We start from the raw sequence: 25762 nt of genomic DNA, 5'->3' as shown, positions 1-25762 counted from the left end.
ACTAAACTTAGCCCTGGAGGAACTCACCATATTCAGGATTTTAATGAGGCTGGCGGTATTTCAGCAGTGTTAAAAGAGCTTAGTAAGTGCGGGGGAATTTGTACAGATGCTTTGACGATTAATGGCACTATAGCAGATAGAATTGAAAATGCTTTTATTTACCGCCCTGAGGTGATTAAAACAGTTGCAGAACCATATCGCCACACAGGTGGAATCGCGATTTTAAATGGTAACTTGGCCCCGGACGGTGCTGTAGTCAAAGAAAGCGCGGTAAAAGAAGATATGCTTACTTTTGAAGGCATTGCCCGCGTATTTAATTCTGAAGAAGAAGCCATTGACGCTATAATTAGTAAAAAGATTAAAGATGGCGATGTTGTGGTGATTCGCTACGAAGGGCCTAAGGGTGGGCCAGGTATGAAAGAAATGCTTAATCCGACTGCTGTCATTGTTGGCATGGGTCTTAAAGTAGCGCTTTTGACAGACGGGCGCTTTAGCGGTGCTACCCAAGGCGCCTGTATCGGCCATATTTCTCCTGAAGCTATGGAAGGCGGGCCAATTGCTTTTCTGGAAGATGGTGATATTATTAATATCGACATTCCAGGACGTAAGCTTGAATTTCAAATCAGCCCTGAAGAATTAGACAAGCGGAGAAATGCCTGGATTAAACCAGCTCCAAAAGTTACTACCGGATACCTGGCAAGATATGCTAAGCTAGTTACATCTGCAAATACTGGGGCTGTGCTTAAGTAAAAATCAGAATCCCAACAGAGCTGTGATCTTGTAAGTAACAGCTCTGTTTTATTGATTGATTTTTCTGAATCGATTGAATAATTATTGACAGGCTAGGTTATATTATGCTACGCTAATCTTGTAAGTTATTAAATAATGTTTATATCTGTTTCTTAAATAGTTTGACATAATATAACTTATTTAAGATAGTGTAAGTATCATTGACATAATGAGATAAACATGATAGTATATAAAAGCTGTCGCGTTCAGCAGTAAGCAAGACAATAATGAATGCAAAGCGTATTGACATGATGCGCGCGACGGTCCCGGGCAGAGCGTATCGTCCATGATACGCCCGTGACACTAGCGCATCCATGCGCGTCGTTCCCTGAAAACTGAACAATGTAAAGAAATGCATCATAAAAGCCAGATGTGCGGTGTGCTGCTTGCAGCACAACCAACAACAATTTTGATTGAATTGAGCCGATAAAACGGCTTCAATATATATAGTCGCAAGGCTATGAACTTTATTGGAGAGTTTGATCCTGGCTCAGGACGAACGCTGGCGGCGTGCCTAACACATGCAAGTCGAACGGTCTGCTGTTCAACACCAAGAGTTAAGTGATGGTGAAATCCGGCAGCGTCAAGCGCGAACGATAGAGAGCGCTTCACGCAAAGAAGGAAGTCGAGTTGTATTGCCATCCATGGCAAACTCGACATTAGGCCATCCAGGGCCGTCACAACACAGAGCCTTTGGTGTTGTACAGCAGATAGTGGCGAACGGGTGAGTAACGCGTAGACAACCTGCCTCTGAATTGGGGACAACACCGCGAAAGTGGTGCTAATACCGAATGTGGTATCTTCGTTGCATGACGGAGATAAGAAAGGTGGCCTCTATATATAAGCTACCGTTCAGAGATGGGTCTGCGTCTGATTAGCTAGTTGGTGAGGTAACGGCTCACCAAGGCGACGATCAGTAGCCGGTCTGAGAGGATGAACGGCCACACTGGGACTGAGACACGGCCCAGACTCCTACGGGAGGCAGCAGTGGGGAATCTTCCGCAATGGACGAAAGTCTGACGGAGCAACGCCGCGTGAGTGAAGAAGGCCTTCGGGTCGTAAAGCTCTGTCGTTTGGGACGAACGTATCCTATGTGAACAATATAGGGTAATGACGGTACCAAAGGAGGAAGCCACGGCTAACTACGTGCCAGCAGCCGCGGTAATACGTAGGTGGCAAGCGTTGTCCGGAATTATTGGGCGTAAAGGGCGTGTAGGTGGCCTGGTAAGTCGTGTGTCTAAGTGCGAAGCTCAACTTCGTATGGGCGCAGGAAACTGCCAGGCTTGAGTGCAGGAGAGGAAAGTGGAATTCCCAGTGTAGCGGTGAAATGCGTAGAGATTGGGAGGAACACCAGTGGCGAAGGCGACTTTCTGGACTGTGTCTGACACTGAGGCGCGAAAGCCAGGGGAGCGAACGGGATTAGATACCCCGGTAGTCCTGGCCGTAAACGATGGGTACTAGGTGTAGAGGGTATCGACCCCTTCTGTGCCGGAGTTAACGCAATAAGTACCCCGCCTGGGGAGTACGGCCGCAAGGTTGAAACTCAAAGGAATTGACGGGGGCCCGCACAAGCGGTGGAGTATGTGGTTTAATTCGACGCAACGCGAAGAACCTTACCAGGGCTTGACATTGAGCGAAAGGTCTAGAGATAGATCCCTTACCTTCGGGTAACGCGAAAACAGGTGGTGCATGGCTGTCGTCAGCTCGTGTCGTGAGATGTTGGGTTAAGTCCCGCAACGAGCGCAACCCTTATCCTTTGTTGCCAGCGCGTAAAGGCGGGAACTCAAGGGAGACTGCCGCAGAGAATGCGGAGGAAGGCGGGGATGACGTCAAGTCATCATGCCCCTAATGTCCTGGGCTACACACGTACTACAATGGGCTTAAACAAAGCGAAGCGAACCTGCGAAGGCAAGCAAAACGCAGAAACAAGCTCTCAGTTCGGATCGGAGGCTGCAACTCGCCTCCGTGAAGTCGGAATCGCTAGTAATCGCAGGTCAGCATACTGCGGTGAATACGTTCCCGGGCCTTGTACACACCGCCCGTCACACCACGAAAGTCAGTCACACCCGAAGCCGGTGGGGTAACCAGAAATGGAACTAGCCGTCGAAGGTGGGGCCGATGATTGGGGTGAAGTCGTAACAAGGTAGCCGTATCGGAAGGTGCGGCTGGATCACCTCCTTTCTAGGGATAAGCAGAGAACCAGGTTTTTAGGAGCGAAAGCGACGCGGAAACCTGAGTGAATCGCTTAGTTCTGAGCGCAAGCGAAGAACATCATTTATAAGCGAGCTCTATTCCAGGTCGGTACATTTGGCAGATGCAGGAATACTAGACGCACCATATGCGGTGGCTGTAGTAAATCCATTTACATTGTTTGGTTTTGAGGGAATGCTTTTGTTACCAAAAGTTACTTGTTGAAACATACAGGCAACGATGATAACATAGATATTCCTGAAAACAAGATATCCAGTGACGATAGCTGTGGGGCTCCACCTGTTCCCATACCGAACACAGAAGTTAAGCCCACAAACGTCGAAGGTACTTGGCTGGAAACGGCCCGGGAGATTAGGAAGTTGCTGGTTTTGATGAACACAGTTGTGTTCATCAGTTAATATGTTCTTTGAAAACTGCACAGAAGAAAGCAAAGTAAAAGTACCTCTCATATGCAAATATGTGAAGTAACTTAACGAAGCGCAATTAGGATTTTTAAAAAATGACTTAACCTTAGTCACAAGCAAAGTTTAAGTTGAGGCGGAGACTGGCTAGAAGGTGCCATATGCTAGGCGCCCCGGAAACCCGAGCCGTGCCGCGTACTTGCGTACGCAAACAATCGGGTTGAGGAGCAACAACGCAGATGGCGGCTTATAGACAGTCGGAGCTAGAAGTCAAGTTAGTAAGGGCATACGGTGGATGCCTAGGCGCCAAGAGCCGAAGAAGGACGCGGTAAGCTGCGAAAAGTCATGGGGAGCCGCAAGCAGGCCCTGATCCATGAATATCCGAATGGGGGAACCCAGTGGTGGTCATGCACCATTACCCGACTTAGGTTGGGAGGTAAGCCGGGGAACTGAAACATCTAAGTACCCGGAGGAAAAGTAATCAAACGAGATTCCCCAAGTAGCGGCGAGCGAACGGGGAAGAGCCCAAACCGGTTGAGAGGTGAGAGGCGGGAAGTTGGAAGTGAGATTTAAATGAGAGAATTTGCAGAGCAAATTCCAACAAGAACTCACCTCTAACATCTAACTTCTCACATCTCAATCGGGGTTGAGGACCGGCGGAAGTTTCGTCAGGCCTAGTTGAACTACCTGGAAAGGTAGGCCGCAGAAGGTAACAGCCCTGTAAGCGAAAGGCAGAGCGAAATGGCCGGAATCCAGAGTACCACGGGACACGAGGAACCCTGTGGGAAGCAGGGGGGACCACCCTCCAAGGCAAAATACTCGAGGCGACCGATAGCGCATAGTACCGTGAGGGAAAGGTGAAAAGCACCCCGGGAGGGGAGTGAAAGAGAACCTGAAACCGTATGCCTACAAGCAGTCGAAGGCCCGTAGGAGGCTGACGGCGTGCCTATTGAAGAATGAACCGGCGAGTTACAATATCCAGCAAGGTTAAGTGGAAGACACGGAGCCGAAGCGAAAGCGAGTCTAAAAAGGGCGAAAGTTGGATAGTGTAGACCCGAAACCGCAGTGATCTATCCATGGCCAGGTTGAAGCGCAGGTAAAAATGCGTGGAGGACCGAACCCGTGAGCGTTGAAAAGCTTTGGGATGAGTTGTGGATAGGGGTGAAATGCCAATCGAACGCGGAGATAGCTGGTTCTCCCCGAAATAGCTTTAGGGCTAGCCTCAGGAAGTAAGTACAGGCGGTAGAGCACTGATAGGGCTAGGGGCCTAATGGGTTACTGAACCTTGTCAAACTACGAATGCCTGTAGTGGAATCCTGGGAGTCAGACTACGAGTGATAAGACCCGTGGTCAAGAGGGAAACAGCCCAGACCATCAGCTAAGGTCCCCAATGCCGTACTAAGTGGCAAAGGATGTGGAGATACAAAAACAACCAGGATGTTGGCTTAGAAGCAGCCACCATTAAAAGAGTGCGTAATAGCTCACTGGTCGAGTGTCGCTGCGCCGAAGATGTCCGGGGCTAAAGTACGGAACCGAAGCTATGGCATGTCTAACGACATGGGTAGGGGAGCGTTCTATACCCAGAGAAGGTATACCGTAAGGAGTGCTGGAGAGTATAGAAGTGAGAATGCCGGTATGAGTAGCGAAAAGACAAGTGAGAATCTTGTCCACCGAAAGCCTAAGGATTTCTGAGGAAGGATCGTCCGCTCAGAGTCAGTCGGGCCCTAAGCCGAGGCAAAAAGCGTAGGCGATGGACAACTGGTAAATATTCCAGTACCACCTAGGATCGTTTGAGCGAGGGAGTGACACAGGAGGGCAGGCAAGCGCGAGGATGGAAATTCGCGTCTAAGCTTGTAGGGTGCATCACAGGCAAATCCGTGATGCGTAAAGCCTGAGGAGTGACGGGTAGCTGTTAGAGATAATGGCGAAATTGCTGATCCCAGACTGTCAAGAAAAGCTTCTAGTGAGAGACTAGGTGCCCGTACCGTAAACCGACACAGGTAGGCGGGGAGAGAATCCTAAGGTGCGCGGGAGAACCCTCGTTAAGGAACTCGGCAAAATGTCCCCGTAACTTCGGGAAAAGGGGAGCTTGTAAACCGTGTAGACCAGAAGCGGTCGAAGCGGGAATGAGTTGCAAAAAAGAGGCCCAAGCGACTGTTTACCACAAACACAGGTGCCTGCTAAAGCGAAAGCTGACGTATAGGTGCTGACACCTGCCCGGTGCCGGAAGGTTAAGAGGAGAGCTTAGTGGAAACGCGAAGGTTTGAATTGAAGCCCCGGTAAACGGCGGCCGTAACTATAACGGTCCTAAGGTAGCGAAATTCCTTGTCGGGTAAGTTCCGACCCGCACGAAAGGTGTAACGACTTGGGCACTGTCTCAACGAGGGACCCGGTGAAATTGAAATACCTGTGAAGATGCAGGTTACCCGCGACTGGACAGAAAGACCCCATGGAGCTTTACTGCAACCTGACATTGAGTTTTGGTAAATGATGTACAGGATAGGTGGGAGACAGGGAAGATGGGACGCAAGTCTCATTGGAGTCAATGTTGGGATACCACCCTTTATTTACTGGAGTTCTAACTCAAGGAGTAACGAAACTGAGGACAGTGTCAGGCGGGCAGTTTGACTGGGGCGGTCGCCTCCGAAAGAGTAACGGAGGCGCCCAAAGGTTCCCTCAGCGCGGATGGAAATCGCGCGAAGAGTGTAAAGGCAGAAGGGAGCTTGACTGCAAGACAGACAAGTCGAGCAGGGACGAAAGTCGGGCTTAGTGATCCGGTGGTACCGAGTGGAAGGGCCATCGCTCAACGGATAAAAGCTACCCTGGGGATAACAGGCTAATCTCTCCCAAGAGTCCATATCGACGGGGAGGTTTGGCACCTCGATGTCGGCTCATCACATCCTGGGGCTGAAGTAGGTCCCAAGGGTTGGGCTGTTCGCCCATTAAAGTGGTACGTGAGCTGGGTTCAGAACGTCGTGAGACAGTTCGGTCCCTATCCATCGCGGGCGTAAGAGACTTGAAGGGAACTGCTCCTAGTACGAGAGGACCGGAGTGGACGGACCCATGGTGTACCAGTTATCCCGCCAGGGGTAGAGCTGGGTAGCTACGTCCGGAAAGGATAAACGCTGAAAGCATCTAAGCGTGAAACCAGCCTTAAGATGAGGTCTGTCATTCGCAAGAAGTAAGGCCCCTTGGAGAAGACAAGGTTGATAGGCCAGGAGTGGAAGTGGAGTGATCCATGGAGCGGACTGGTACTAATAGGCCGAGGACTTGACTTTTAAGCAGCGAACCAACTTGCCGCGAGCGAGAGCGAAACGGGAAGTTGTGTGAGTCGCTTAGTTAGAGCGGAGCGATAACATCCATAATGTATGTTGTAACTCCGAGCTGGCAACCGTAAATGACTATTGCGCAAATCTTTCTTCTGTGAAGTTTTCAGGGAACGATGATTATGGCTATTTTATAACCACCTACAAATTTTTGTAGGTGGTTTTTATTATGACGAAAACTGTATGTTTTGCATGTGCAAGCAAAAAGGCTTTGGCAATAAATATGTAAGAAATGTTTTCCTTTGAAGACTGTAACATTAATCAGATACATTAGTATTATGTTTACCCAGGGCATTTATTATTTATTAAATGTACCCGCTTTAATAACAGATTAATACAAAACATAAGGATTTTAATTAATAGCTTGCGTCAGAGTAGCATAAATGCGCCGTAAACCATAAAATATAACGACTAATAAGATAGATTTAACAATAAGGAGGTAACATATAATGACTTGGAGGCCGGTTGAGGTGCTAGGTATTACACCACCGTCGCACTTTCCCCAGTGTTCGCCTAACCATCCGCATACCCAATTCTGTGAAACTGACAAACTATGTATACCTTATCCAAATCCTAATATTCACGAGCTACTAGAAGTATGCGTATCTGTAATCATATGCTCAACCAGAGAAATATGTACATCAATAGGTAAAAAGCTGGTTATTGAGGGTAAAAAGCAAATAAAAATAAAATTTTCTGATGATGATCCTTGTAAATCAGTGTATTCTGCTCAATTTGAAATTCCTTTTTGCACGTTTATTGTATTAGGTGATATAAAACGTGAAATAATTCAAGTGTCTACGGCATTAGAAGATAGCATTGTCAAACGTTTAGATAATAGGCACTTAATGGTTACCAGTATTATATTTATATGTCCGGAATTTAAAAAAGAGCATGAATGTTCTTCCTGGTCAGCTAATAATAATTGGCCCTGCGATTGCCATGATTCCTGCAAACATCAAGATAATGACTCAGTCAGTTACACTGGCAACGCGAAAGACTACAGTAATTTTCAGGTAAATCTAAAAAACTATCGTTCATTGTCAGAGTGGCCTACAGATGATGAGACTGATGTAATTCGCGTTGATGGGCGTCATTATTATGGAAAATAAACCCGTGCCTAGGAATGTTAAAAACTAAATATAAATTAAACAGGGAGGATTTGAAATATGGGGCACACATCTACTCAAATTTCCGTTAATGGTAATCTTGCCATTCCCCAGCATAAGCCGGACATTAAATCTATACTCCGCGTAACAACAACACCAGTAATTGATACGACTGTAACAATGCAAAAAAAGATTATGTTTGTGGGACATGTACGTATTTGTGTGGAATATGTGGCAAGTACTCATAATGGTACGCAGCCTATTTACTTTGCTGCCTTTAAAATACCTTTTAATGGCTTGTTCTGTCATCGCTATGCGCGAGCGAATTTAAAGGCATGTTTAAAAACCAAAATTTTATTTCAGCATTATGACATTATTGATCCAAGAACAATAAAAAAAGATATAACTTTGAAACTATGTTTACACAAATTTATCCGTATTAAGAAATATGTGCCGGCACATTGTTCAGAAGCAGGTAATATTGGTGAACATGTTTGTTCCTCAGAGCCGCAAATTTGCTGCAATAAACCGCTGTACCCAGTTTGTAAAGAGAAACCGTATTCACCTGCCGGTAAGGGTAAAAAGCATCATGGCGGCTATAAAAAGAAACCGTTGTATTCTGCTTATATGGAAGAGCCGCCTCACCATCTCATTTGCAAACATAAACCATATCCAGCCGGGAGTAAGGGGAAAGCGCATTATATAGGCTGTAAAAATAAACCACAGCATTATGTTTGTAAAGAAGGGCCGCCGTACAATTCAATTTCCAAAGATGAGATATACCAGGTAGGAGCTAACAATAAACTTCATACCAGTATGGATAATGAAGTTATTCAATATGGTGAATTTTACCTTCCGCAATCAATTCAGCGGGTTTATGATAGGGAATCTGGCAGCACCATAGAATAAAAAATAAGATAGCAGTTGTCAAATGCAATAGATTGGAAAAACGGAAAAAAATAACCAGGGAATCTCGTTACGAGTATTTCCCTGGTTATTTTTCTGCCACTTTGTGCAGGGTAAGCTATAATGCTTGTCTGCTTCAGACTTGATACACAAGAAATTGTCCGGTAATTATCTTGTAATTTATCAGCTTAACGCAGCTCTACAGTCTTAATTGTTTGGCCGAATAAAATTTCGGCCAAACAACTTGATCTATATAGAGTTCATTTAGTAGGCAAATAAGAACAAAAACTAAGCACATGTACTTTAGAAAATATCACGTCTGCATGCCTCGATGGGTATAGCCTGTATAAATAAGGTTACATTCTTGAATATTTCTCTGCAATTAAAGTCAATTGCAAATACATCCTCAACACAAGTCTCTATGAAAAATTTTTGATCCAGACACGTATCGCATGCTAAAACAATAAAAGCTGAGAATGGTATCTCAAAATGTACAAAATGAACAGGCTGGTCGCACAACGCTGCAGTATACACTATTTTCTGTTGTAGCACACCTTCAATTGCTAATTTTTTCCCCGTTAGCCGGAGCCCTTCGCGGTTTAATACCGGCTGCCCACATTCACCTGCCGGTGTCCTTATTACTTTTGCCGACTTAATCTGCACATCAATTAATATTGTATCAATAGTTTCAATGTCTGGTTTGGCACAAGGCAATTGCAGTATTTCCGGGATTGATATTTGTGTCCATTGGCCTAGATCACATTTATTTAAACCGATACAAAATTGATCGAAATCGCATAATCCTACTATATCAACAGCGTTTTGCCCAATGCAACGACATGTTTTCATAGTTATCCCTCCTTATCTAAATGCAAATCTCTGGGCACATAATAGGCAATGCCCTGATCACTAGAGAAACATTTTTAAATATTTTTCTTGGGGCAACATCTGTGACAAAGATATCTTCAATACAAACATCAATTTTGAATTTGCTAGTCAGTGGATCACATGGAGATAACACAATAAATGCCGAGAAAGGCACATCGAAATGCACGGAATGCACACTTTGCTCTTTTACAGCAGCAGCGTATACAATCTTTTGCCGCAGGACTCCTTCAATTATCAGTTTCCTGCCAGTTATATCAGTGCATTCTTCGTTGGTTAGCGGAAGACCGTATTCTCCAGGGGTGCGTATTACTCGTTGCGATAAGATTTCAACTACCGCAGAAATACTTATTAATTGCTCAATATCAGGCTTGGGGCAGGGTATGCACAAAACTTCCGGTATAAATATCTGGGTCCATCTTCTGATATGACCGCAATCTAAAAAGCATTCCAATTCGTGTTTGGGACAGACGCCATTAATAATAAGCAAATGATCATTTTTTTCATATCCGCAATAATCCGGTTTCCCAAATTTCCTGGTTGCACTGCCATCAGCAGTAACAGCGCTCTCCTCGCATTCTTTGCTGTCGCAGTAATTATACATCCTCTTTCCTCCCTTAAATATGAATTTGCCCAATTTAATCTAAACAGCCGCTGGTTGTAACCGGTATAGCATGCAGGAATAGCAATACATTTTGGATTATCCGCCTTTTACTAATTTCCTGAATAAATACATTTTCTACACAGGGACAAATTTGATACTTGATAAATAATGAATCAATCGCCCTTTCACAACAAGTCACTTTATCTATTACCCTTAAGCATTTTGGAATAACAATGTAAGCTGAAAACGGAACAATAAAGTGAGCAGAATGTACTGGTTGATTACAAAGATCTGCAGTATATGTTAGACTTTGGCATATTTCTCCCTCAACAATAAGCTTACGGCCTGATAGTAATTTGCCTTCAAAATTAGGGGCTAATTCTGTACTAGGGGTTACAATTACCTTCTGTCTAATAATTCTAACTATAACTTTTGATGAAATAAGCTGCTCAATATCTGGTTTTTCTTTAGGGAGTACTAAACTCTCCGGAACTGTTATTTCAGTCCAACTATCATCATCATGTAATTCAATTTTACAGACATCACAAATTCCGGTAACGTTAATTAACGTGTTATCCATGTTTATACCTCCTTGGATTTTATGATGGAATAGGCGGTCGGATTATGGAACTTAATAAGAACTGCCTTCTAAAGTATTATATGTCGCGGATTCGGCAGTGGTTCCCAATAATAGTGACATAAGATTAAAACTGTTTTAAAATCGTGAAGTGCCTTCAGCGGTTATGAATTCAACCGGAAAACATAATTATTTTAAGTAGCGGGATTACCTTTATAAACAATGGAGCTTATGTCGGCTGGAAGCCAGAAATAAAGTAGCAAAATCAGTTAGAAATCATAAACTACTAGTACCTCATCTTTCTTAAAAGCGAGGGAATAGTTTGCGCAGATTTTTTCGGCCGGCTAGGCGGAGGAGCCGCGCATATCGGACATATGTAAGGCGACGGCAACAACGCAGGGCGGAAAAAGATGCGCAAAATATCCTTGGTTTTAAGGGAGATGAGGTACTAGTAAATATCGAGAGTATATTATCAAATTAGGAGGAATCAATTATGAGTCGGCATTATCATAAAAGAAGCACACAGCTTACGATAAACGATACGTTGACAATACCTGAAGATAAACCTGATATTGAATTCCTGTTACGAGTGACGGCAACACCTGTAATTAATAACGGAACAGGAGCAGAGAAAAAAATAAATTTCTCTGGTCATATACTTATTTGCGTTGAATACGTAGCTGGTATTCCCGACGATACACAGCCGATACATTTCGTATCATTTCAATTACCCTTTGAAGATATGCTTAGGAACCGCCATATGCGTCCGGAGATGAATGCCCAGTTAAAAGGTTTAGTTGAAATTCCGGAATTTCAACGTATTAGTCCGAGAAGTATAAAACTTCTTATCAATTTTAAGGTGTACCCCTTAAGACTTGCACAAGCCAGCAAACCTCTACCTCCTCATTTATGCAAATCCTGTACAAATCTGTGTAATCAATAATATTCATTTAGAAAGGCTGTCACCTAAGAGATGGCAGCCTTTTTACTCCTGCATAATCAAATTAAATTATCGATCAAAATTTTTGGTTTTACTAAATTAAATTGTTCTTCTGTGTCACAAAAAGTGAGCTTGCCGAAATGGCGGCGATTGTCGATATATTGAGGTATCCCGGCTTTCCTTAAGGTATCACTAAATATTACATAATCATAACGGCCACTGCCGTCAATATAGCTAACAAAATCCAAAACTTCGTGTCGGATCAGATAGGTGCAATGGATTACCTCTACTTGAATCAAGCCCTTAATGGTTTGATTTAATATTTCAAAATACAGACTTGAATGTTTGTAATAGCCATTTTCATCGGTAACGAAGTGATAGTTGGAATAATTTGCCGTTGGCTCATCGGCATAGCGAAGCATCGGCCCAATAACAGGTAAATTAGTATTAAGAAGAATTTCAATTGTTTCCGGGACAATAAAGTTGTCGCAATCTGCTACAAAATAGTGAGTTCCTTTGGCGCGAGCCCAATCTACCGATTCTTGGCGCAGCCGTGTCAGCACGGCGAGCTTTAATGGGTTCCAGTCGTGAGGGCTGTATTCATGTACGGGTTCTTTAACATCACTTGCATCATAGTAAATTTCTGAATATTTATCCCTGACTTTTTCAATCCATTCTTCAAGTAGATTTGCCGTATGATCATTATTATTATTTGTCCTTATATAGAGTTTGATTTTAGATGCCGGATAGGTTTGGCTTTCAATTAAACTAAGATATAAAGGCAAGACATGCGCTTTATCCTTGGCAAGAATAGCAATCGTTACAAATTCTGTAGGTTTCATTCTATTAAGTTTACACCTCATAATTTTTATTTATAAGAGCGCATAAAGTCCACTACCAGCGCAATTTCACACTGTGTTGGAAACCCTATTGTTGGCCCTTATAGTTCAGCTTTTACACGGGCAAGATCTGCCTCGACCATCATTTCGATTAATGCATTTAGGCTGGTTTTGGCTTCCCAACCCAATACTGTTTTTGCTTTTTCCGGATTACCCAGTAAGACCTCTACTTCAGCAGGACGATAAAATGCTGGATCAATAACAACATAATCTTCATAATTTAGATTTACATATTCAAAGGCCTTTTTGCACATATCACGTACCGTAGTTGTGCGGCCTGTAGCAACAACATAATCATCGGCTTTAACTTGCTGCAGCATTAACCACATAGCTTGGACATAATCTCCAGCAAACCCCCAATCCCGTTTGGCATCAATGTTGCCTAATTTTAATACCTGCTGTTTTCCTAACTTTATTCTTGCAACGGCATCAGTAATTTTTCTGGTAACAAATTCTATACCACGTATCGGCGATTCATGGTTAAAAAGAATGCCGCTGCAGGCAAACAGATTAAAACTTTCGCGGTAATTTACTGTCATCCAATGCCCAAACAATTTAGATACTCCATACGGGCTGCGGGGATAAAAAGGTGTAGACTCCGACTGCATTGGTTCTTGAATTAATCCAAACATCTCACTGCTTGAAGCCTGATAAAATTTAATAGACAAATCTGTCAACCGGATTGCTTCTAAAACATGTAAAACGCCGATTCCGGTAGATTGTGCAGTTGCAACTGTTTGTTGCCAGGATGTGCCTACAAAACTTTGTGCGCCTAGATTATATACTTCTATGGGCTTCGCTTTATTGATTGCTCTGGCTATTGATGGCAAATCAGTTAAATCACCGTTAATAAGTTCAACCTCATTTTCAATACCTAGAAATCGTAGTCGCCAGGTAGTTGATGTAGCTCTGCGTGCAATTAATCCATAAACCTCATAGCCCTTATCCAAAAGCAATTTGGCCAAATATGCTCCGTCTTGACCAGTAATGCCGGTAATTAATGCTGATTTCATTTTAATACCTCCAGGCAGTGCCGTATTTAACTCTTGCTAAGATTATTTCAGGCGGAATGCGTTAGTTATGGTCAATGGATTTAATATATAAAGCTATATATGTCATAGTGTATGCAAATGTTTTTTAGGTGGTGTCAGTTACACTATTTTAGCAAAGGCTTAACACATGCATTATGTAAAGAGAGAACATATAAAAGCCATCATTACTTTTATAAATGTTCTCTCTTTTTCATTCACAAGTATACAACTCTCTGAATATATTATTAGGAAATATTTTTTAGGGAGGTAATATTATGGAAGAATGTGGACGAACTCCACATTTACCAATAACTATCAGTCTTTGCATGATTGTAAAGAATGAAGAACAAACAATAGAACGATGCTTACTTTCAGTAAAAGGTATTGTTGACGAGATCATAATAGTCGATACCGGATCAAATGATAAAACCAAGGAAATCGTTAGCCGGTTTACAGATAAAATATATGATTTTACCTGGATAAATGATTTTGCTGCTGCTCGTAACTATGCTTTTAATCAGGCAACACAAGAGTATATTTTATGGCTGGATGCCGATGATGTTTTTCTTACAGAAGACCAGGACCTTTTTTTGCAATTAAAATCGACTCTCAATCATGACATTGCTGTTGTCAGCATGTTATATAATTTAGGATTTGATCAATACGGAAAAGTTACTTTTCAGCGGCGAAGGAACCGGCTTGTTAAAAGAGAAAAAAATTTTCGCTGGCTTGGAGCTGTCCATGAGTACCTGGAGGTATATGGGAATAGCCTGAACTCAACAATAGCTGTGACTCATCAACCCTTAAGCCATGATTCTGAAAGAAATCTTAAAATATATGAAGAAAGGCTGCAAAAGGGAGAGCAGTTTTCCCCACGGGATCTATATTATTTTGCCAATGAATTGTTTGATCATCGCCTATTTAACCGGGCAGTTGAATATTACCAACGATTTTTAGCAACAAAGCAAGGCTGGGTTGAGGATAATATCAGCGCCTGTAGTAAATTAGCTGATTGCTTTCATAATCTAAACGACATGGAAAATCAGCTTAAATATATATATATGTCTTTCCGCTATGGTGTTCCCAGGGCTGAATTTTGTTGCCGCCTTGGTTTTTATCATCTTAATGCCAACCAACTGAATGAGGCAGTCTTTTGGTATAAACTTGCCACTAAAGCGGAAAAACCGGCTGATTCCTGGGGAATGGTAAATTATCAGTGTCAGACTTGGCTTCCCCACCTTCAATTATGTGTATGTTACTCCCGTATCGGACAAATCGAGCTTGCCTATGAACATAATGAAATAGCGGCTACCTTTATCCCTGAAGATGCCCGGATTCATCACAATAGATCTTATCTGAAAAAACTGCTAGAAACTTCTGCCAATAAATAAGCTTTTAAGTCTATCTTACTTAAGTATCCCGGGGTATGTTGCCAAGTTGAAGTTTTAAAATAAAAATAGAAAAAAAGTTACCTTTACACAAAATTTTCATATTATATTATGTAACACATTTGATTAATATGGGAGGAGAATTTCATGGATAAGTTAAAAAACACGCATATAAACACACCTGAAGAACTAAATAGCGATAATTCGAGCCAGAGCTCTCGGCATAATCATTATCATTACGATGATCATTGTGGTTTTTCGTGTGGGATTTGTCATCCAAAACCACCTTATGGTCCTACAGGATGTACTGGATCAACCGGGTTCACTGGATTTACCGGCGCAACAGGCGCCACCGGAGCAACCGGAGCGACGGGAGCCACCGGTGCAGGAACTACAGGTGCCACCGGCGCAACCGGTGATCCAGGAGCGACCGGAGCAACCGGAGCGACGGGAGCCACCGGTGCAGGAACTACAGGTGCCACCGGCGCAACCGGTGATCCAGGAGCGACCGGAGCAACCGGAGCGACGGGAGCCACCGGTGCAGGAACTACGGGTGCCACCGGCGCAACCGGTGATCCAGGAGCGACCGGAGCAACCGGAGCGACGGGAGCCACCGGTGCAGGAACTACGGGTGCCACCGGCGCAACCGGTGATCCAGGCGCCACCGGAGCTACCGGAGCCACCGGTGTCACCGGTGCAGGAACTACGGGTGCCACCGGCGCTACGGGAGACACAGGCGCCACCGGAGCAATCGGAGCGACGGGAGCCACCGGTGCAGGAACCACGGGTGCCACCGGTGCAACCGGTGATCCAGGCGTAACCGGAGCCACCGGGGCGACAGGCGCCACCGGCGCAGACGGGGCTCTTGGAGCCACAGGGGCTACGGGCGCCACCGGCGCAGACGGGGCTCTTGGAGCCACCGGGGCGACAGGCGCCACCGGTGCAGACGGAGCTCTTGGAGCCACAGGGGCGACAGGCGCCACCGGCGCAGACGGGGCTCTTGGAGCCACAGGGGCTACGGGCGCCACCGGCGCAGACGGAGCTCTTGGAGCCACAGGGGCGACAGGCGCCACCGGCGCAGACGGAGCTCTTGGAGCCACCGGGGCTACGGGCGCCACCGGCGCAGACGGGGCTCTTGGAGCCACCGGGGCGACAGGCGCCACCGGTGCAGACGGAGCTCTTGGAGCCACCGGGGCGACAGGCGCCACCGGTGCAGACGGAGCTCTTGGAGCCACCGGGGCTACGGGCGCCACCGGCGCAGACGGAGCTCTAGGAGCCACCGGGGCGACAGGCGCCACCGGCGCAGACGGGGCTCTAGGAGCCACCGGGGCGACAGGCGCCACCGGCGCAGACGGAGCTCTTGGAGCCACCGGGGCGACAGGCGCCACCGGCGTAGACGGAGCTCTTGGAGCCACCGGGGCGACAGGCGCCACCGGCGTAGACGGGGCTCTTGGAGCCACCGGGGCTACAGGCGCCACCGGCGCAGACGGGGCTCTTGGAGCCACCGGGGCGACAGGTGCCACCGGCGCAGACGGGGCTCTTGGAGCCACCGGCGCAACGGGAGGCACGGGAGCCACCGGTGATACCGGAGCCACGGGCGCAACCGGGGCTGACGGTGCTGGCGCAATAATCCCATTTGCCTCAGGCACTCCGGCCGTATTGACGACTATCGCCGGCGGCTTAGTTGGCACCTCAAGCCTTGTTGGGTTTGGGGCCTCGGCTACAGGGGTATCGATAGTCGGCGGAACCGTCGATCTTACCGGTGGTCCCGGCATCGGTCTCAATATGGCGTTTTCTGCTCCACGTGATGGCACAATTACGTCAATAGCCGGCTTCTTTAGTACTACAGCAGCATTGTCCCTGGTGGGTTCTACGATAACGATTACTGCTCAATTGTTTAGTTCAGCAACACCTGATAATACCTTTACGGCAATCCCAGGTGCTGTCGTAACATTGGCCCCACCGCTTACAGGCGTGCTGGCGCTTGGTACTATTAGCAGTGGCATCACTACTGGTTTAGCAATTCCAGTGACTGCAGAAACCCGTTTAATTTTGGTATTCTCGGCAACAGCGGCAGGGATTACTCTCATTAACACTGTCGCTGGTTATGCAAGCGCCGGACTTGAAATCGTTTAATAAAAAAACGAGGCTGGCATCTTTAAGATGCCAGCCTCTTCTATTCCATTGTATAATGGGAACGTAGTCTTCCCTATTATTTATACCAGTGGCAGGATGGGTGCAGTCTGTCAGATATTCATCATATTTTTTAAGTAATTTCGGTTTAACTCAATTCTGGCATCTGATGGAATGTAGGTTGCAGCTATTTCATTATGTTCATAAGCCAGTTGATATTGTCCCATACGTGAGTAGCATACACATAATTGAATATGAGGCAGCCAAGTTTGGCATTGTATATTTAATAATCCCCATGATTCAGAAGGAGTTTCTAATTCTGTAGCTACCTTGTACCAGAATACGGCCTGCTCCATTTCATTGCTACTAAGATGGTAATAGCCGAGCCGGCAACAGAAATCTGCTCTGGGTGCAGCATACTTAAAAGACAGGTATATATACTTGAGTTGATTTTCAATATCATTAAAATTATAAAAACAATCAGCCAATTTACCACAGGCCCCGATATTATCCTCAATCCACCCTTGTTTAGTATCGAGAAATTTTTGGTAATACTCAATTGCCCGATAATATAGTTGGTGATCCTTTAATTCATTAGCAAAATAATATAAGTCACGAGGCGAAAATTGTTCTCCTTTCAACAGTCGTTGCTCATATATATATAAATTTCTGCCGGCATCATGACTTAATGGCAAATGGGTTACTGCCGCATCAATGCTAAGCCGGTTTCCCCATACCTCCAGATATTCGTGGACTGCCCCAATCCATTGAAAATTATTTTGTCGTTTAACAATACGATTCCGCCGAATCTGAGTGGCTGCCTTTCCCTGTTCGTTAAAAGACAGATTATACGGCATACTAATGACATCAATATCGGGGCTGACAGTATTTTTTATGTTAGATAAGGCTTCACGGTCTGCCGGTAAGATGACATCATCAGCATCTAACCAGAGAATGTATTCCGATTTTGCCTGGCTGAAAGCGTAATTACGGGCTGCGGCAAAATCATTAATCCACTCAAAATCGTAAATTTTATCTGTAAACTTAGTCACGATTTCTTTAGTTTTATCGGTAGAACCAGTATCTACTATTATGATTTCATCAACAAGACTTTGTACGGAGCTCAAGCAGCGCCCAATTGTCTGCTCTTCATTTTTGACAATCAAGCACAGACTAATTGTTATTAATGTTGGGTTTTCTCCAGTTTCCATATGATACCTCCTATATATCCCTAATCAGCTTATTCAGGAAAGCTAATATTTGTTAATAGGAGAATGGGTTCTAACCATATGATTAGAACCCATTTCTCCTAGTGTTATGAATTTAAAAAAAGTTATTCCCTTTGTTCCTAAAGTTGACTGAGTTGTGACCCACCAGTTGTCAAGATAGCGCCCTGTCTTTGCTATTGTTATATCGCCAGTGAGTGCATTATAACTCACCAGGCCAAAACTGTTTACCACAGTATCGAAGATTACGTTGGTACTTGGAGCAACTGTTCCACCTATAAGTCTTTGCAATTGAAGACCTATTGTAGCCAACTATATCCCACCTCAATTAAACTATGAAGGGTAACTTCATAGTGACTAACATTAAAATGTTACATTAATAATTGTTAGATCGGCTTTAAATGGTGTTGCAGCAAATCCTACTGTACCTCCGGTACTATTTATTAGTTGCAGCGTTAATGGGGCTGCTATAACTGAGATCAAAGCATTACCTGATATTTGTCCCTGTGTCATTTGACTTGAGGAACCGATTGTTTGCGGCGCGGAAGTAACGATGGAGAATGTTACAGTTCCTGGTCCATCTGTTCCATCGGTTGCGATCCACCAGCTAATATAATATACTCCTGGCGCTGTGATAGTTATTGTCCCGAGAAGATCATAGGCAATATCTAAAGCTACGTCATTTACGATTGTGTCAAATACGACTGGAGCATCAGCCGCAACAGTTGTAGTTCCTGGAGCCTGTAATTGGATCTCAAGTCCGGCTAATGCGGCGGCAGCGCCGGTAGCGCCGGTAGCTCCGGTAGCGCCGGTGTCACCGGTAGCGCCAGTGTCACCGGTAGCGCCGGTAACGCCAGTAGCGCCGGTAGCACCAATATCACCCGTAGCGCCGGTAGCGCCAGTGTCACCGGTAGCGCCGGTAACGCCAGTAGCGCCGGTAGCACCAATATCACCCGTAGCTCCGGTAGCGCCAGTGTCGCCGGTAACGCCAGTAGCGCCGGTAGCGCCGGTGTCACCCGTAGCGCCTGTAGCCCCGGTAGCCCCGGTAGCCCCAATAGCGCCGGTAGCCCCGGTAGCCCCAATAGCGCCGGTAGCCCCAGCATCACCGGTAGCGCCGGTAGCGCCGGTAGCGCCAGGATCACCAGTAGCACCAGTAGTGCCAGCGCCGGTAGCGCCTGTAGCGCCAGTAGCGCCGGTAGCGCCGGTAGCACCAGGATCACCAGTAGCACCAGTAGTGCCAGCGCCGGTAGCGCCGGTAGCGCCAGTAGCGCCGGTAGCGCCGGTAGCACCAGGATCACCAGTAGCACCAGTAGTGCCAGCGCCGGTAGCGCCGGTAGCGCCGGTAGCACCAGGATCACCAGTAGCACCAGTAGTGCCAGCGCCGGTAGCGCCGGTAGCGCCAGTAGCGCCTGTAGGTCCAGTAATTCCTGTAATTCCAGTACTTCCAGTAGGTACACAAGGCATGCAAGCTCCACAATGTTTAGGTGAATGATAATCGCAGGGAGTATTATAATGCCAGTGACTGTGGCGGGAGCTGTCAGACAAATTTAAGTCAATATTTTTTGACATATTGGTTTTCTCCTCCTTAGTCTTATTAGGATGAGTTACATAATACATAATATGATAAATATTGATAAAGGTAACTTACTTTGACTTTAATTTAAGTTTTTTAAAAAAGTCTAATACTTTGATATTTAAAAATTATTGAATTTCTTTCCCATATTTAGTAAAAATAATATTCTAAATATATAACGGAATCTTGTAATTTGTTTTAGATGGGAAAAGTATGGCATAAGGCCTACCTTTTAGGTAGGCCTTATTGCTTCATCGGAAATATTGGTTTTCCGTAGGACAAAGTTTAACTAAATGAGATATACTTATTAACAGTTTGTTTCTGGTGATACCCATAAAAAATTCTACAGGCAAGTTAGTTTGACAAAAGTTATTTGCGCGCCAACACTTGGGCTGGTTCTTAAAAAGAATGGTGTTTCTCCTGTGTTGCGTAAAGTAATTTGATCACCTGCGTTAAGAGACAGAATGGCCTGACCAGAAAGCATTCCTGTATTGACAAATGATGCAACTTGTGTTGAAGAATCAGTGGCGCCATTAACTGTGATAGCAATGGTTGCCGTTGTCCCAAAGTCGAAATATACACTGTATTCAACTAGATAGTCGCCTGCTGGTAAGATCGCAACAGTTGTGGGGAGGGGATGGGTAATATTTAATAAAGGACCTTCGCTATTAAATGGAATATCATCTCCCGGATTAACTAAGAGCGCAGGGTCAAGGTAATATACATAACCGTAGCCTTGAATACATTCGCCTGTAGCGCCGGTAGCACCCGTGGCCCCGGTAGCGCCAGTATCGCCCGTAGGCCCCGTGGCTCCGGTCGTCCCAGTAGCCCCGGCATCGCCAGTAGCTCCGGTCGCCCCAGTGGCGCCAGTATCGCCCGTAGACCCAGTGGCTCCGGTCAGCCCAGTGACGCCAGCATCGCCCGTGGCTCCAGTAGCGCCGGTAGGTCCAGTAGCGCCGGTAGGTCCAGTAGCGCCGGTAGGTCCAGTAGCGCCGGTAGGTCCAGTAGCGCCGGTAGGTCCAGTGGCACCGGTAGCACCCGTAGCACCGGTAGCACCCGTAGCACCGGTGTCGCCGGTAGCGCCGGTATCGCCAGTGGCCCCTGTATCACCTGTGGCCCCTGTGGCGCCAGTAGCGCCTGTGGCGCCGGTAGCGCCAGTGTCCCCAGTGGCACCGGTATCGCCTGTGGCGCCGGTATCGCCAGTAGCACCGGTATCGCCGGTAGGTCCAGTGGCCCCTGTGGCGCCTGTGGCGCCAGTATCGCCAGTGGCCCCGGTATCGCCAGTAGCACCGGTATCGCCAGTGGCGCCGGTATCACCAGTAGCGCCGGTATCGCCCGTAGCACCGGTGTCGCCGGTAGGTCCAGTGGCCCCGGTATCGCCAGTAGCGCCGGTATCGCCAGTGGCGCCGGTATCACCAGTGGCGCCGGTATCGCCCGTAGTGCCGGTATCGCCGGTAGGTCCAGTGGCCCCAGTATCGCCAGTGGCGCCAGTATCGCCAGTAGCCCCGGTAGCGCCCGTGGCCCCCGTGGCCCCAGTATCGCCGGTCGCGCCGATATCGCCGGTTGCGCCGGTATCGCCCGTAGCACCGGTGTCGCCGGTAGGTCCGGTGGCCCCGGTATCGCCAGTAGCGCCGGTATCACCAGTGGCGCCGGTGTCGCCGGTAGGTCCAGTGGCCCCAGTATCGCCGGTTGCCCCAGTATCGCCAGTGGCGCCGGTATCACCCGTAGCGCCGGTGTCGCCGGTAGGTCCGGTTGCCCCAGTATCGCCAGTGGTGCCGGTATCGCCCGTAGCGCCGGTGTCGCCGGTAGGTCCAGTGGCCCCAGTATCGCCAGTAGCCCCGGTAGCGCCCGTGGCCCCCGTGGCCCCAGTATCGCCGGTTGCGCCGATATCACCAGTGGCGCCGGTATCGCCCGTAGCACCGGTGTCGCCGGTAGGTCCGGTGGCCCCCGTGGCCCCAGTATCGCCGGTTGCGCCGATATCGCCAGTAGCACCGGTATCACCCGTAGCACCGGTGTCGCCGGTAGGTCCAGTGGCACCAGTGGCCCCAGTGGCGCCAGTATCGCCGGTTGCCCCAGTAGCGCCAGTATCACCAGTAGCGCCGGTATCGCCAGTGGCCCCAGTATCGCCGGTCACCCCAGTATCGCCGGTCACCCCAGTATCGCCGGTCACCCCAGTATCGCCGGTCGCCCCAGTATCGCCGGTCGCCCCAGTATCACCAGTGGCCCCGGTATCACCCGTAGCACCGGTATCGCCAGTGGCGCCGGTATCACCCGTAGCGCCGGTATCGCCAGTGGCGCCGGTATCACCCGTAGCGCCGGTATCGCCTGTAGGTCCAGTGGTGCCTGTATCACCTGTAGCGCCGGTATCACCCGTAGGTCCAGTGGCCCCGGTCGCCCCAGTATCGCCAGTGGCGCCAGTATCACCAGTAGCGCCGGTATCGCCAGTGGCGCCGGTATCACCCGTAGCGCCGGTGTCGCCGGTAGGTCCAGTGGCCCCAGTGGCGCCGGTATCGCCGGTGGCCCCAGTATCGCCAGTGGCCCCAGTATCGCCGGTCGCCCCAGTATCGCCAGTGGCGCCGGTATCGCCGGTAGCGCCGGTATCGCCGGTCGCCCCAGTATCACCAGTAGCGCCTGTATCGCCGGTAGGTCCAGTGGCCCCGGTGGCCCCAGTATCACCGGTGGCCCCAGTATCGCCAGTAGGTCCAGTAGCGCCGGTGTCGCCCGTAGCGCCGGTATCACCCGTAGGTCCAGTGGCCCCTGTCGCCCCAGTATCGCCAGTGGCGCCGGTATCACCCGTAGCACCGGTGTCGCCAGTGGCGCCGGTATCACCCGTAGCGCCGGTATCGCCTGTAGGTCCAGTGGCCCCGGTATCGCCAGTAGCGCCGGTATCACCAGTGGCACCGGTGGCCCCAGTATCGCCAGTGGCGCCGGTATCGCCGGTGGCCCCAGTATCGCCAGTGGCCCCAGTATCGCCGGTCGCCCCAGTATCGCCAGTGGCGCCGGTATCGCCGGTAGCGCCGGTATCGCCGGTCGCCCCAGTATCACCAGTAGCGCCTGTATCGCCGGTAGGTCCAGTGGCCCCGGTGGCCCCAGTATCACCAGTGGCGCCGGTATCGCCCGTAGGCCCGGTGGCCCCAGTATCGCCAGTAGGTCCAGTAGCGCCGGTATCACCCGTGGCCCCGGTGGCGCCAGTTTCGCCGGTGGCCCCAGTTTCCCCACCTCTGAAAAGCAGTGGGTCAAGATCAATAAACCCATAATCATTTGCACTTATAAAATTTTTTCTATACCTTTTTGTTTTCGCAGGTACAGTTATATCGATATCTTTTGATTGATCCATAATGTCCTCCTCCCATGTGTTATAAAGGTAATTATTAAAAGAAATGAACCCCTCTGATAGCCCAATCATGTTTATGCTTGCATAGCTATTTTGTTTTAGCTAATTGTAACCCCTGCACTTGCATAACCTAAGATAACGGTCGCAATTGCAGTACCTGTTGTAATTTGTGCGGAAAATACCATTAAAAGACGGGTTCGCTGCGTTACCGGCACTGGTATTGCCAAATCCAGAGCGCTTTCGCTGATTGTACCCAGCGGGAGTATACCTGTGAGCGATGGAGCTAATGTTACAATAGTGCCGGGAATTGGAGTAAAAATATTGTTAGGTGGTGGCGGTGAGCTATATAATTGAGCTGTTATAGTGATTGTTGAGGCTGGTAGTGTTAAAGCCAGCGCGGTACTGAAATATGCAGCTATGGAAGTGATTGTTCCGTCCCGGGGAACCGAAAATGCATAGTTGAAGGATTCACCTGCACCGGTACTTGTAATATCTAATGTTCCGCCAAGAATGCTGACGCTGCCTATAGAACTTCCAAACCCGATTAGGCCCACGGTAGAAACTAATCCAAGTGCATCGGTGCTTAGTAATACAGGGATACTTGAAGCGAAAGGAATTATAGCACCAGGACCGGTAACGCCGGTTATCCCGGTAGCGCCAGTAGCGCCGGTAGCGCCAGCATCACCGGTGGCCCCGGTAGCCCCCGTTGCCCCGGGATCGCCGGTAGCGCCGGTGGCACCGGTAGCACCCGTTGCCCCCGTAGCGCCGGTAGCCCCCGTAAAACCAGTTGTACCAGTAGGAACTTTTGGAGTGCAGCCGCATTTTTTGTGACTGTAGTCATCTGAAAAATCTGAGTAATGATGGTGATAATGGCGGGATTGTTCATGGCTTTTATTATTTGCGGCTATGTTTTCTTGTCCATCTGTATTGCTGTTTTCAGGCTGAATCAAATGCTGATCGCCATAATGATAAAATCTATGGCTAGTGTGATTTTTCTTTTTATATTCATGTATCTCTCCCGATGTATTCGCAGTGGGTTTTTTTATTTGATCCATAATATACTCCTTCCTTATGTGAATTAAATGACTCGCATAATATAATATGATAGCTATGTATAAGCGTTACTTTACAGTGGTTTCAAATTTTATAATGATAAATTGAAAAAAGTAAGCAGTTGCCGGAAAATAATGACGGCAGCTGCTTACTTTTTCGTGAGAGATATGGAGGCACCTCATGTTTTTGTTCTAACTATTAATTAATCATATCTGTCCTGATTCCATAGTTAGAGGCTCGGTATATCTTTGGTCAATTTCCTTTTTTATAGTCATCCTTATTTACTCTCCTTAATACTATAATAACGTACGCCGACGTGATTAATAGCAGGCAAGCTCCAGGTTGGACCGCACGGTCTCTACGATTGAACATATACTAATACAGCTGCAAAAAATCTGTAATGATCAGACATTTGGCTTGGTGTTGGCCAGCAGCAGTTCATGTTTGGCGTAGTTTGATAAGAAGGAGCAATATAAATGAGTGCTATAAAAGTGTTAATGGGAAAAGATGACTGGCTTTTTTTACAGAATGATACAAATCGTGTTGTTGAACAAAATAACGGGACTTTAAAGTTAACAGAGCTTGAACTTAAAAAGTGGCTGCGGACCTTAGAAGCCAGATTTGCTATTCTCAAAAGCAGAGGAATTAAATATTATTTTCTGATTGCACCTAATAAAGAGAGTATCTATCCGGAATATTTACCTGATGATTATATAATGAGTGAGTCTAGACTGGTTTTTCAATTGATAAATGCCTGTCGGTCAAATAATATACCCTTATTTTTCCCCGTTGACATACTTAAACTTTATAAAGACGAGTATCAACTGTACCCCACCGGCAACACGCACTGGAATGGTATCGGCGGTTATATTGCTTATGAATATTTAATGAACATTATCAATAAAGACTTCAGCATACCCATTCTGGATTGGGGAGACATATGCTTTGTAGACGAGGAAACATCTCAAGATTTAGGAAATAAACTGACTCCTCCCCGAACCTCTATTTTTTCCTGGGGCAAGGTAAAGCAGCCCCGGGCCCGGATAATCTATGATAATCAGTTCATTAATTCCGGTAAAATCCAGATTACTTTAAACAAAAATACCAGTTTACCAACGGTAGTGGTCTTGCATGATTCCTTTATCGAATTTTTATTACCATTTCTTATGGAAAGCTTTAGTAAAATATATTTATTCCATACACCCTGCCTGGATTATGAGCTGCTCAATCAGATTAAGCCTGATATTGTCATTTCCGAAATGGTAGAGCGTTTTTTAATACAGCCGCCGGTTGATTTTTGAAATGCGCGGTTTACGTATCGCGCCCCGTTGGCCGGCAGGAGTAGCCAGGCTGAGCAGAAGTTAGAGGAGGCATTGG

General features: G+C 47.0%; 17 protein-coding genes and 3 rRNA genes (1 of these 20 running past the window's edge). 10 read left to right on the top strand and 10 right to left on the bottom strand.

Going from position 1 to position 25762, the window contains the following annotated elements; all coding sequences use genetic code 11:
• The 6 genes from ilvD to ACZ481_RS24815 form a co-directional block, all read left to right on the top strand.
• On the top strand, nt 1-750 hold the 3' portion of the coding sequence (ilvD, locus tag ACZ481_RS24840) for a dihydroxy-acid dehydratase (protein ID WP_464768023.1). The gene continues 909 nt to the left of window position 1, outside the view; 750 of the gene's 1659 nt are visible here — the last part of the coding sequence; its start codon lies beyond the left edge, outside the window; it ends in the stop codon at nt 748-750.
• Between the two features lie 506 nt (nt 751-1256).
• Nucleotides 1257-2970, top strand: a 16S ribosomal RNA gene (locus ACZ481_RS24835).
• Between the two features lie 281 nt (nt 2971-3251).
• Nucleotides 3252-3368: ribosomal RNA gene (gene rrf, locus ACZ481_RS24830) — 5S ribosomal RNA — on the top strand.
• A gap of 301 nt (nt 3369-3669) precedes the next feature.
• A 23S ribosomal RNA gene (locus tag ACZ481_RS24825) occupies nt 3670-6679 on the top strand.
• The 16S, 23S and 5S rRNA genes sit together here, the layout of an rRNA operon.
• A gap of 497 nt (nt 6680-7176) precedes the next feature.
• Nucleotides 7177-7839: a DUF3794 domain-containing protein gene (locus ACZ481_RS24820; protein WP_464768022.1), complete on the top strand. Its 663-nt coding sequence runs from the start codon at nt 7177-7179 to the stop codon at nt 7837-7839.
• A 57-nt stretch (nt 7840-7896) separates the two neighbouring features.
• Nucleotides 7897-8745, top strand: a complete 849-nt coding sequence (locus ACZ481_RS24815) for a DUF3794 domain-containing protein (protein ID WP_464768021.1) — start codon at nt 7897-7899, stop codon at nt 8743-8745.
• Between the two features lie 300 nt (nt 8746-9045).
• Here ACZ481_RS24815 and ACZ481_RS24810 read toward each other — a convergent pair whose 3' ends face one another.
• The 3 genes from ACZ481_RS24810 to ACZ481_RS24800 are packed head-to-tail and all read right to left on the bottom strand — an operon-like array spanning nt 9046 to nt 10811.
• Nucleotides 9046-9591 carry a DUF3794 domain-containing protein gene (locus ACZ481_RS24810; RefSeq protein ID WP_464768020.1) on the bottom strand — a complete coding sequence of 182 codons (546 nt, stop codon included), beginning with the start codon at nt 9589-9591 and terminating at the stop codon, nt 9046-9048.
• 16 nt (nt 9592-9607) lie between these two features.
• On the bottom strand, nt 9608-10231 hold the full coding sequence (locus tag ACZ481_RS24805; RefSeq protein ID WP_464768019.1) for a DUF3794 domain-containing protein: 624 nt from the start codon (nt 10229-10231) through the stop codon (nt 9608-9610).
• Between the two features lie 34 nt (nt 10232-10265).
• Nucleotides 10266-10811, bottom strand: coding sequence for a DUF3794 domain-containing protein (locus tag ACZ481_RS24800; protein WP_464768018.1), 546 nt, complete (start codon nt 10809-10811; stop codon nt 10266-10268).
• Nucleotides 10812-11301: 490 nt separating this feature from the next.
• On the opposite strand from ACZ481_RS24800, the gene ACZ481_RS24795 reads away from it, so the two are divergent.
• The gene (locus tag ACZ481_RS24795) at nt 11302-11751 is read left to right on the top strand and encodes a DUF3794 domain-containing protein (protein ID WP_464768017.1); all 450 of its coding nucleotides are present in this window, start codon (nt 11302-11304) and stop codon (nt 11749-11751) included.
• Nucleotides 11752-11807: 56 nt separating this feature from the next.
• Here the strand turns inward: ACZ481_RS24795 and ACZ481_RS24790 are convergent, their stop codons facing one another.
• Both ACZ481_RS24790 and gmd read right to left on the bottom strand, forming a co-directional pair.
• On the bottom strand, nt 11808-12590 hold the full coding sequence (locus ACZ481_RS24790) for a hypothetical protein (RefSeq protein ID WP_464768016.1): 783 nt from the start codon (nt 12588-12590) through the stop codon (nt 11808-11810).
• 98 nt (nt 12591-12688) lie between these two features.
• Entirely contained in the window at nt 12689-13660 is a 972-nt protein-coding gene (gene gmd / locus ACZ481_RS24785) for a GDP-mannose 4,6-dehydratase (protein WP_464768015.1), read from the bottom strand.
• Between the two features lie 293 nt (nt 13661-13953).
• Between gmd and ACZ481_RS24780 the strand changes: the two genes are divergently transcribed.
• The gene (locus ACZ481_RS24780) at nt 13954-15069 is read left to right on the top strand and encodes a glycosyltransferase family 2 protein (protein ID WP_464768014.1); all 1116 of its coding nucleotides are present in this window, start codon (nt 13954-13956) and stop codon (nt 15067-15069) included.
• Between the two features lie 144 nt (nt 15070-15213).
• Entirely contained in the window at nt 15214-17202 is a 1989-nt protein-coding gene (locus tag ACZ481_RS24775) for an exosporium glycoprotein BclB-related protein (protein WP_464768013.1), read from the top strand.
• A gap of 110 nt (nt 17203-17312) precedes the next feature.
• Here ACZ481_RS24775 and ACZ481_RS24770 read toward each other — a convergent pair whose 3' ends face one another.
• The 5 genes from ACZ481_RS24770 to ACZ481_RS24750 all read right to left on the bottom strand — a co-directional run bounded on the left by ACZ481_RS24770 (nt 17313) and on the right by ACZ481_RS24750 (nt 24387).
• Entirely contained in the window at nt 17313-18410 is a 1098-nt protein-coding gene (locus tag ACZ481_RS24770) for a tetratricopeptide repeat-containing glycosyltransferase family 2 protein (protein WP_464768012.1), read from the bottom strand.
• Between the two features lie 42 nt (nt 18411-18452).
• Nucleotides 18453-18737: a hypothetical protein gene (locus ACZ481_RS24765; RefSeq protein ID WP_464768011.1), complete on the bottom strand. Its 285-nt coding sequence runs from the start codon at nt 18735-18737 to the stop codon at nt 18453-18455.
• A gap of 51 nt (nt 18738-18788) precedes the next feature.
• The gene (locus tag ACZ481_RS24760) at nt 18789-19994 is read right to left on the bottom strand and encodes a hypothetical protein (protein WP_464768010.1); all 1206 of its coding nucleotides are present in this window, start codon (nt 19992-19994) and stop codon (nt 18789-18791) included.
• Between the two features lie 347 nt (nt 19995-20341).
• Complete coding sequence (locus ACZ481_RS24755) at nt 20342-23335, bottom strand: hypothetical protein (RefSeq protein WP_464768009.1); 2994 nt, start codon at nt 23333-23335, stop codon at nt 20342-20344.
• Between the two features lie 95 nt (nt 23336-23430).
• Complete coding sequence (locus tag ACZ481_RS24750) at nt 23431-24387, bottom strand: exosporium glycoprotein BclB-related protein (RefSeq protein ID WP_464768008.1); 957 nt, start codon at nt 24385-24387, stop codon at nt 23431-23433.
• Nucleotides 24388-24861: 474 nt separating this feature from the next.
• On the opposite strand from ACZ481_RS24750, the gene ACZ481_RS24745 reads away from it, so the two are divergent.
• Complete coding sequence (locus ACZ481_RS24745) at nt 24862-25686, top strand: alginate O-acetyltransferase AlgX-related protein (protein WP_464768007.1); 825 nt, start codon at nt 24862-24864, stop codon at nt 25684-25686.
• Nucleotides 25687-25762 lie beyond the last annotated feature (76 nt).

Source organism: Sporomusa intestinalis (genome assembly GCF_055383785.1).
This window is presented reverse-complemented; position numbering and strand designations above follow the sequence as displayed.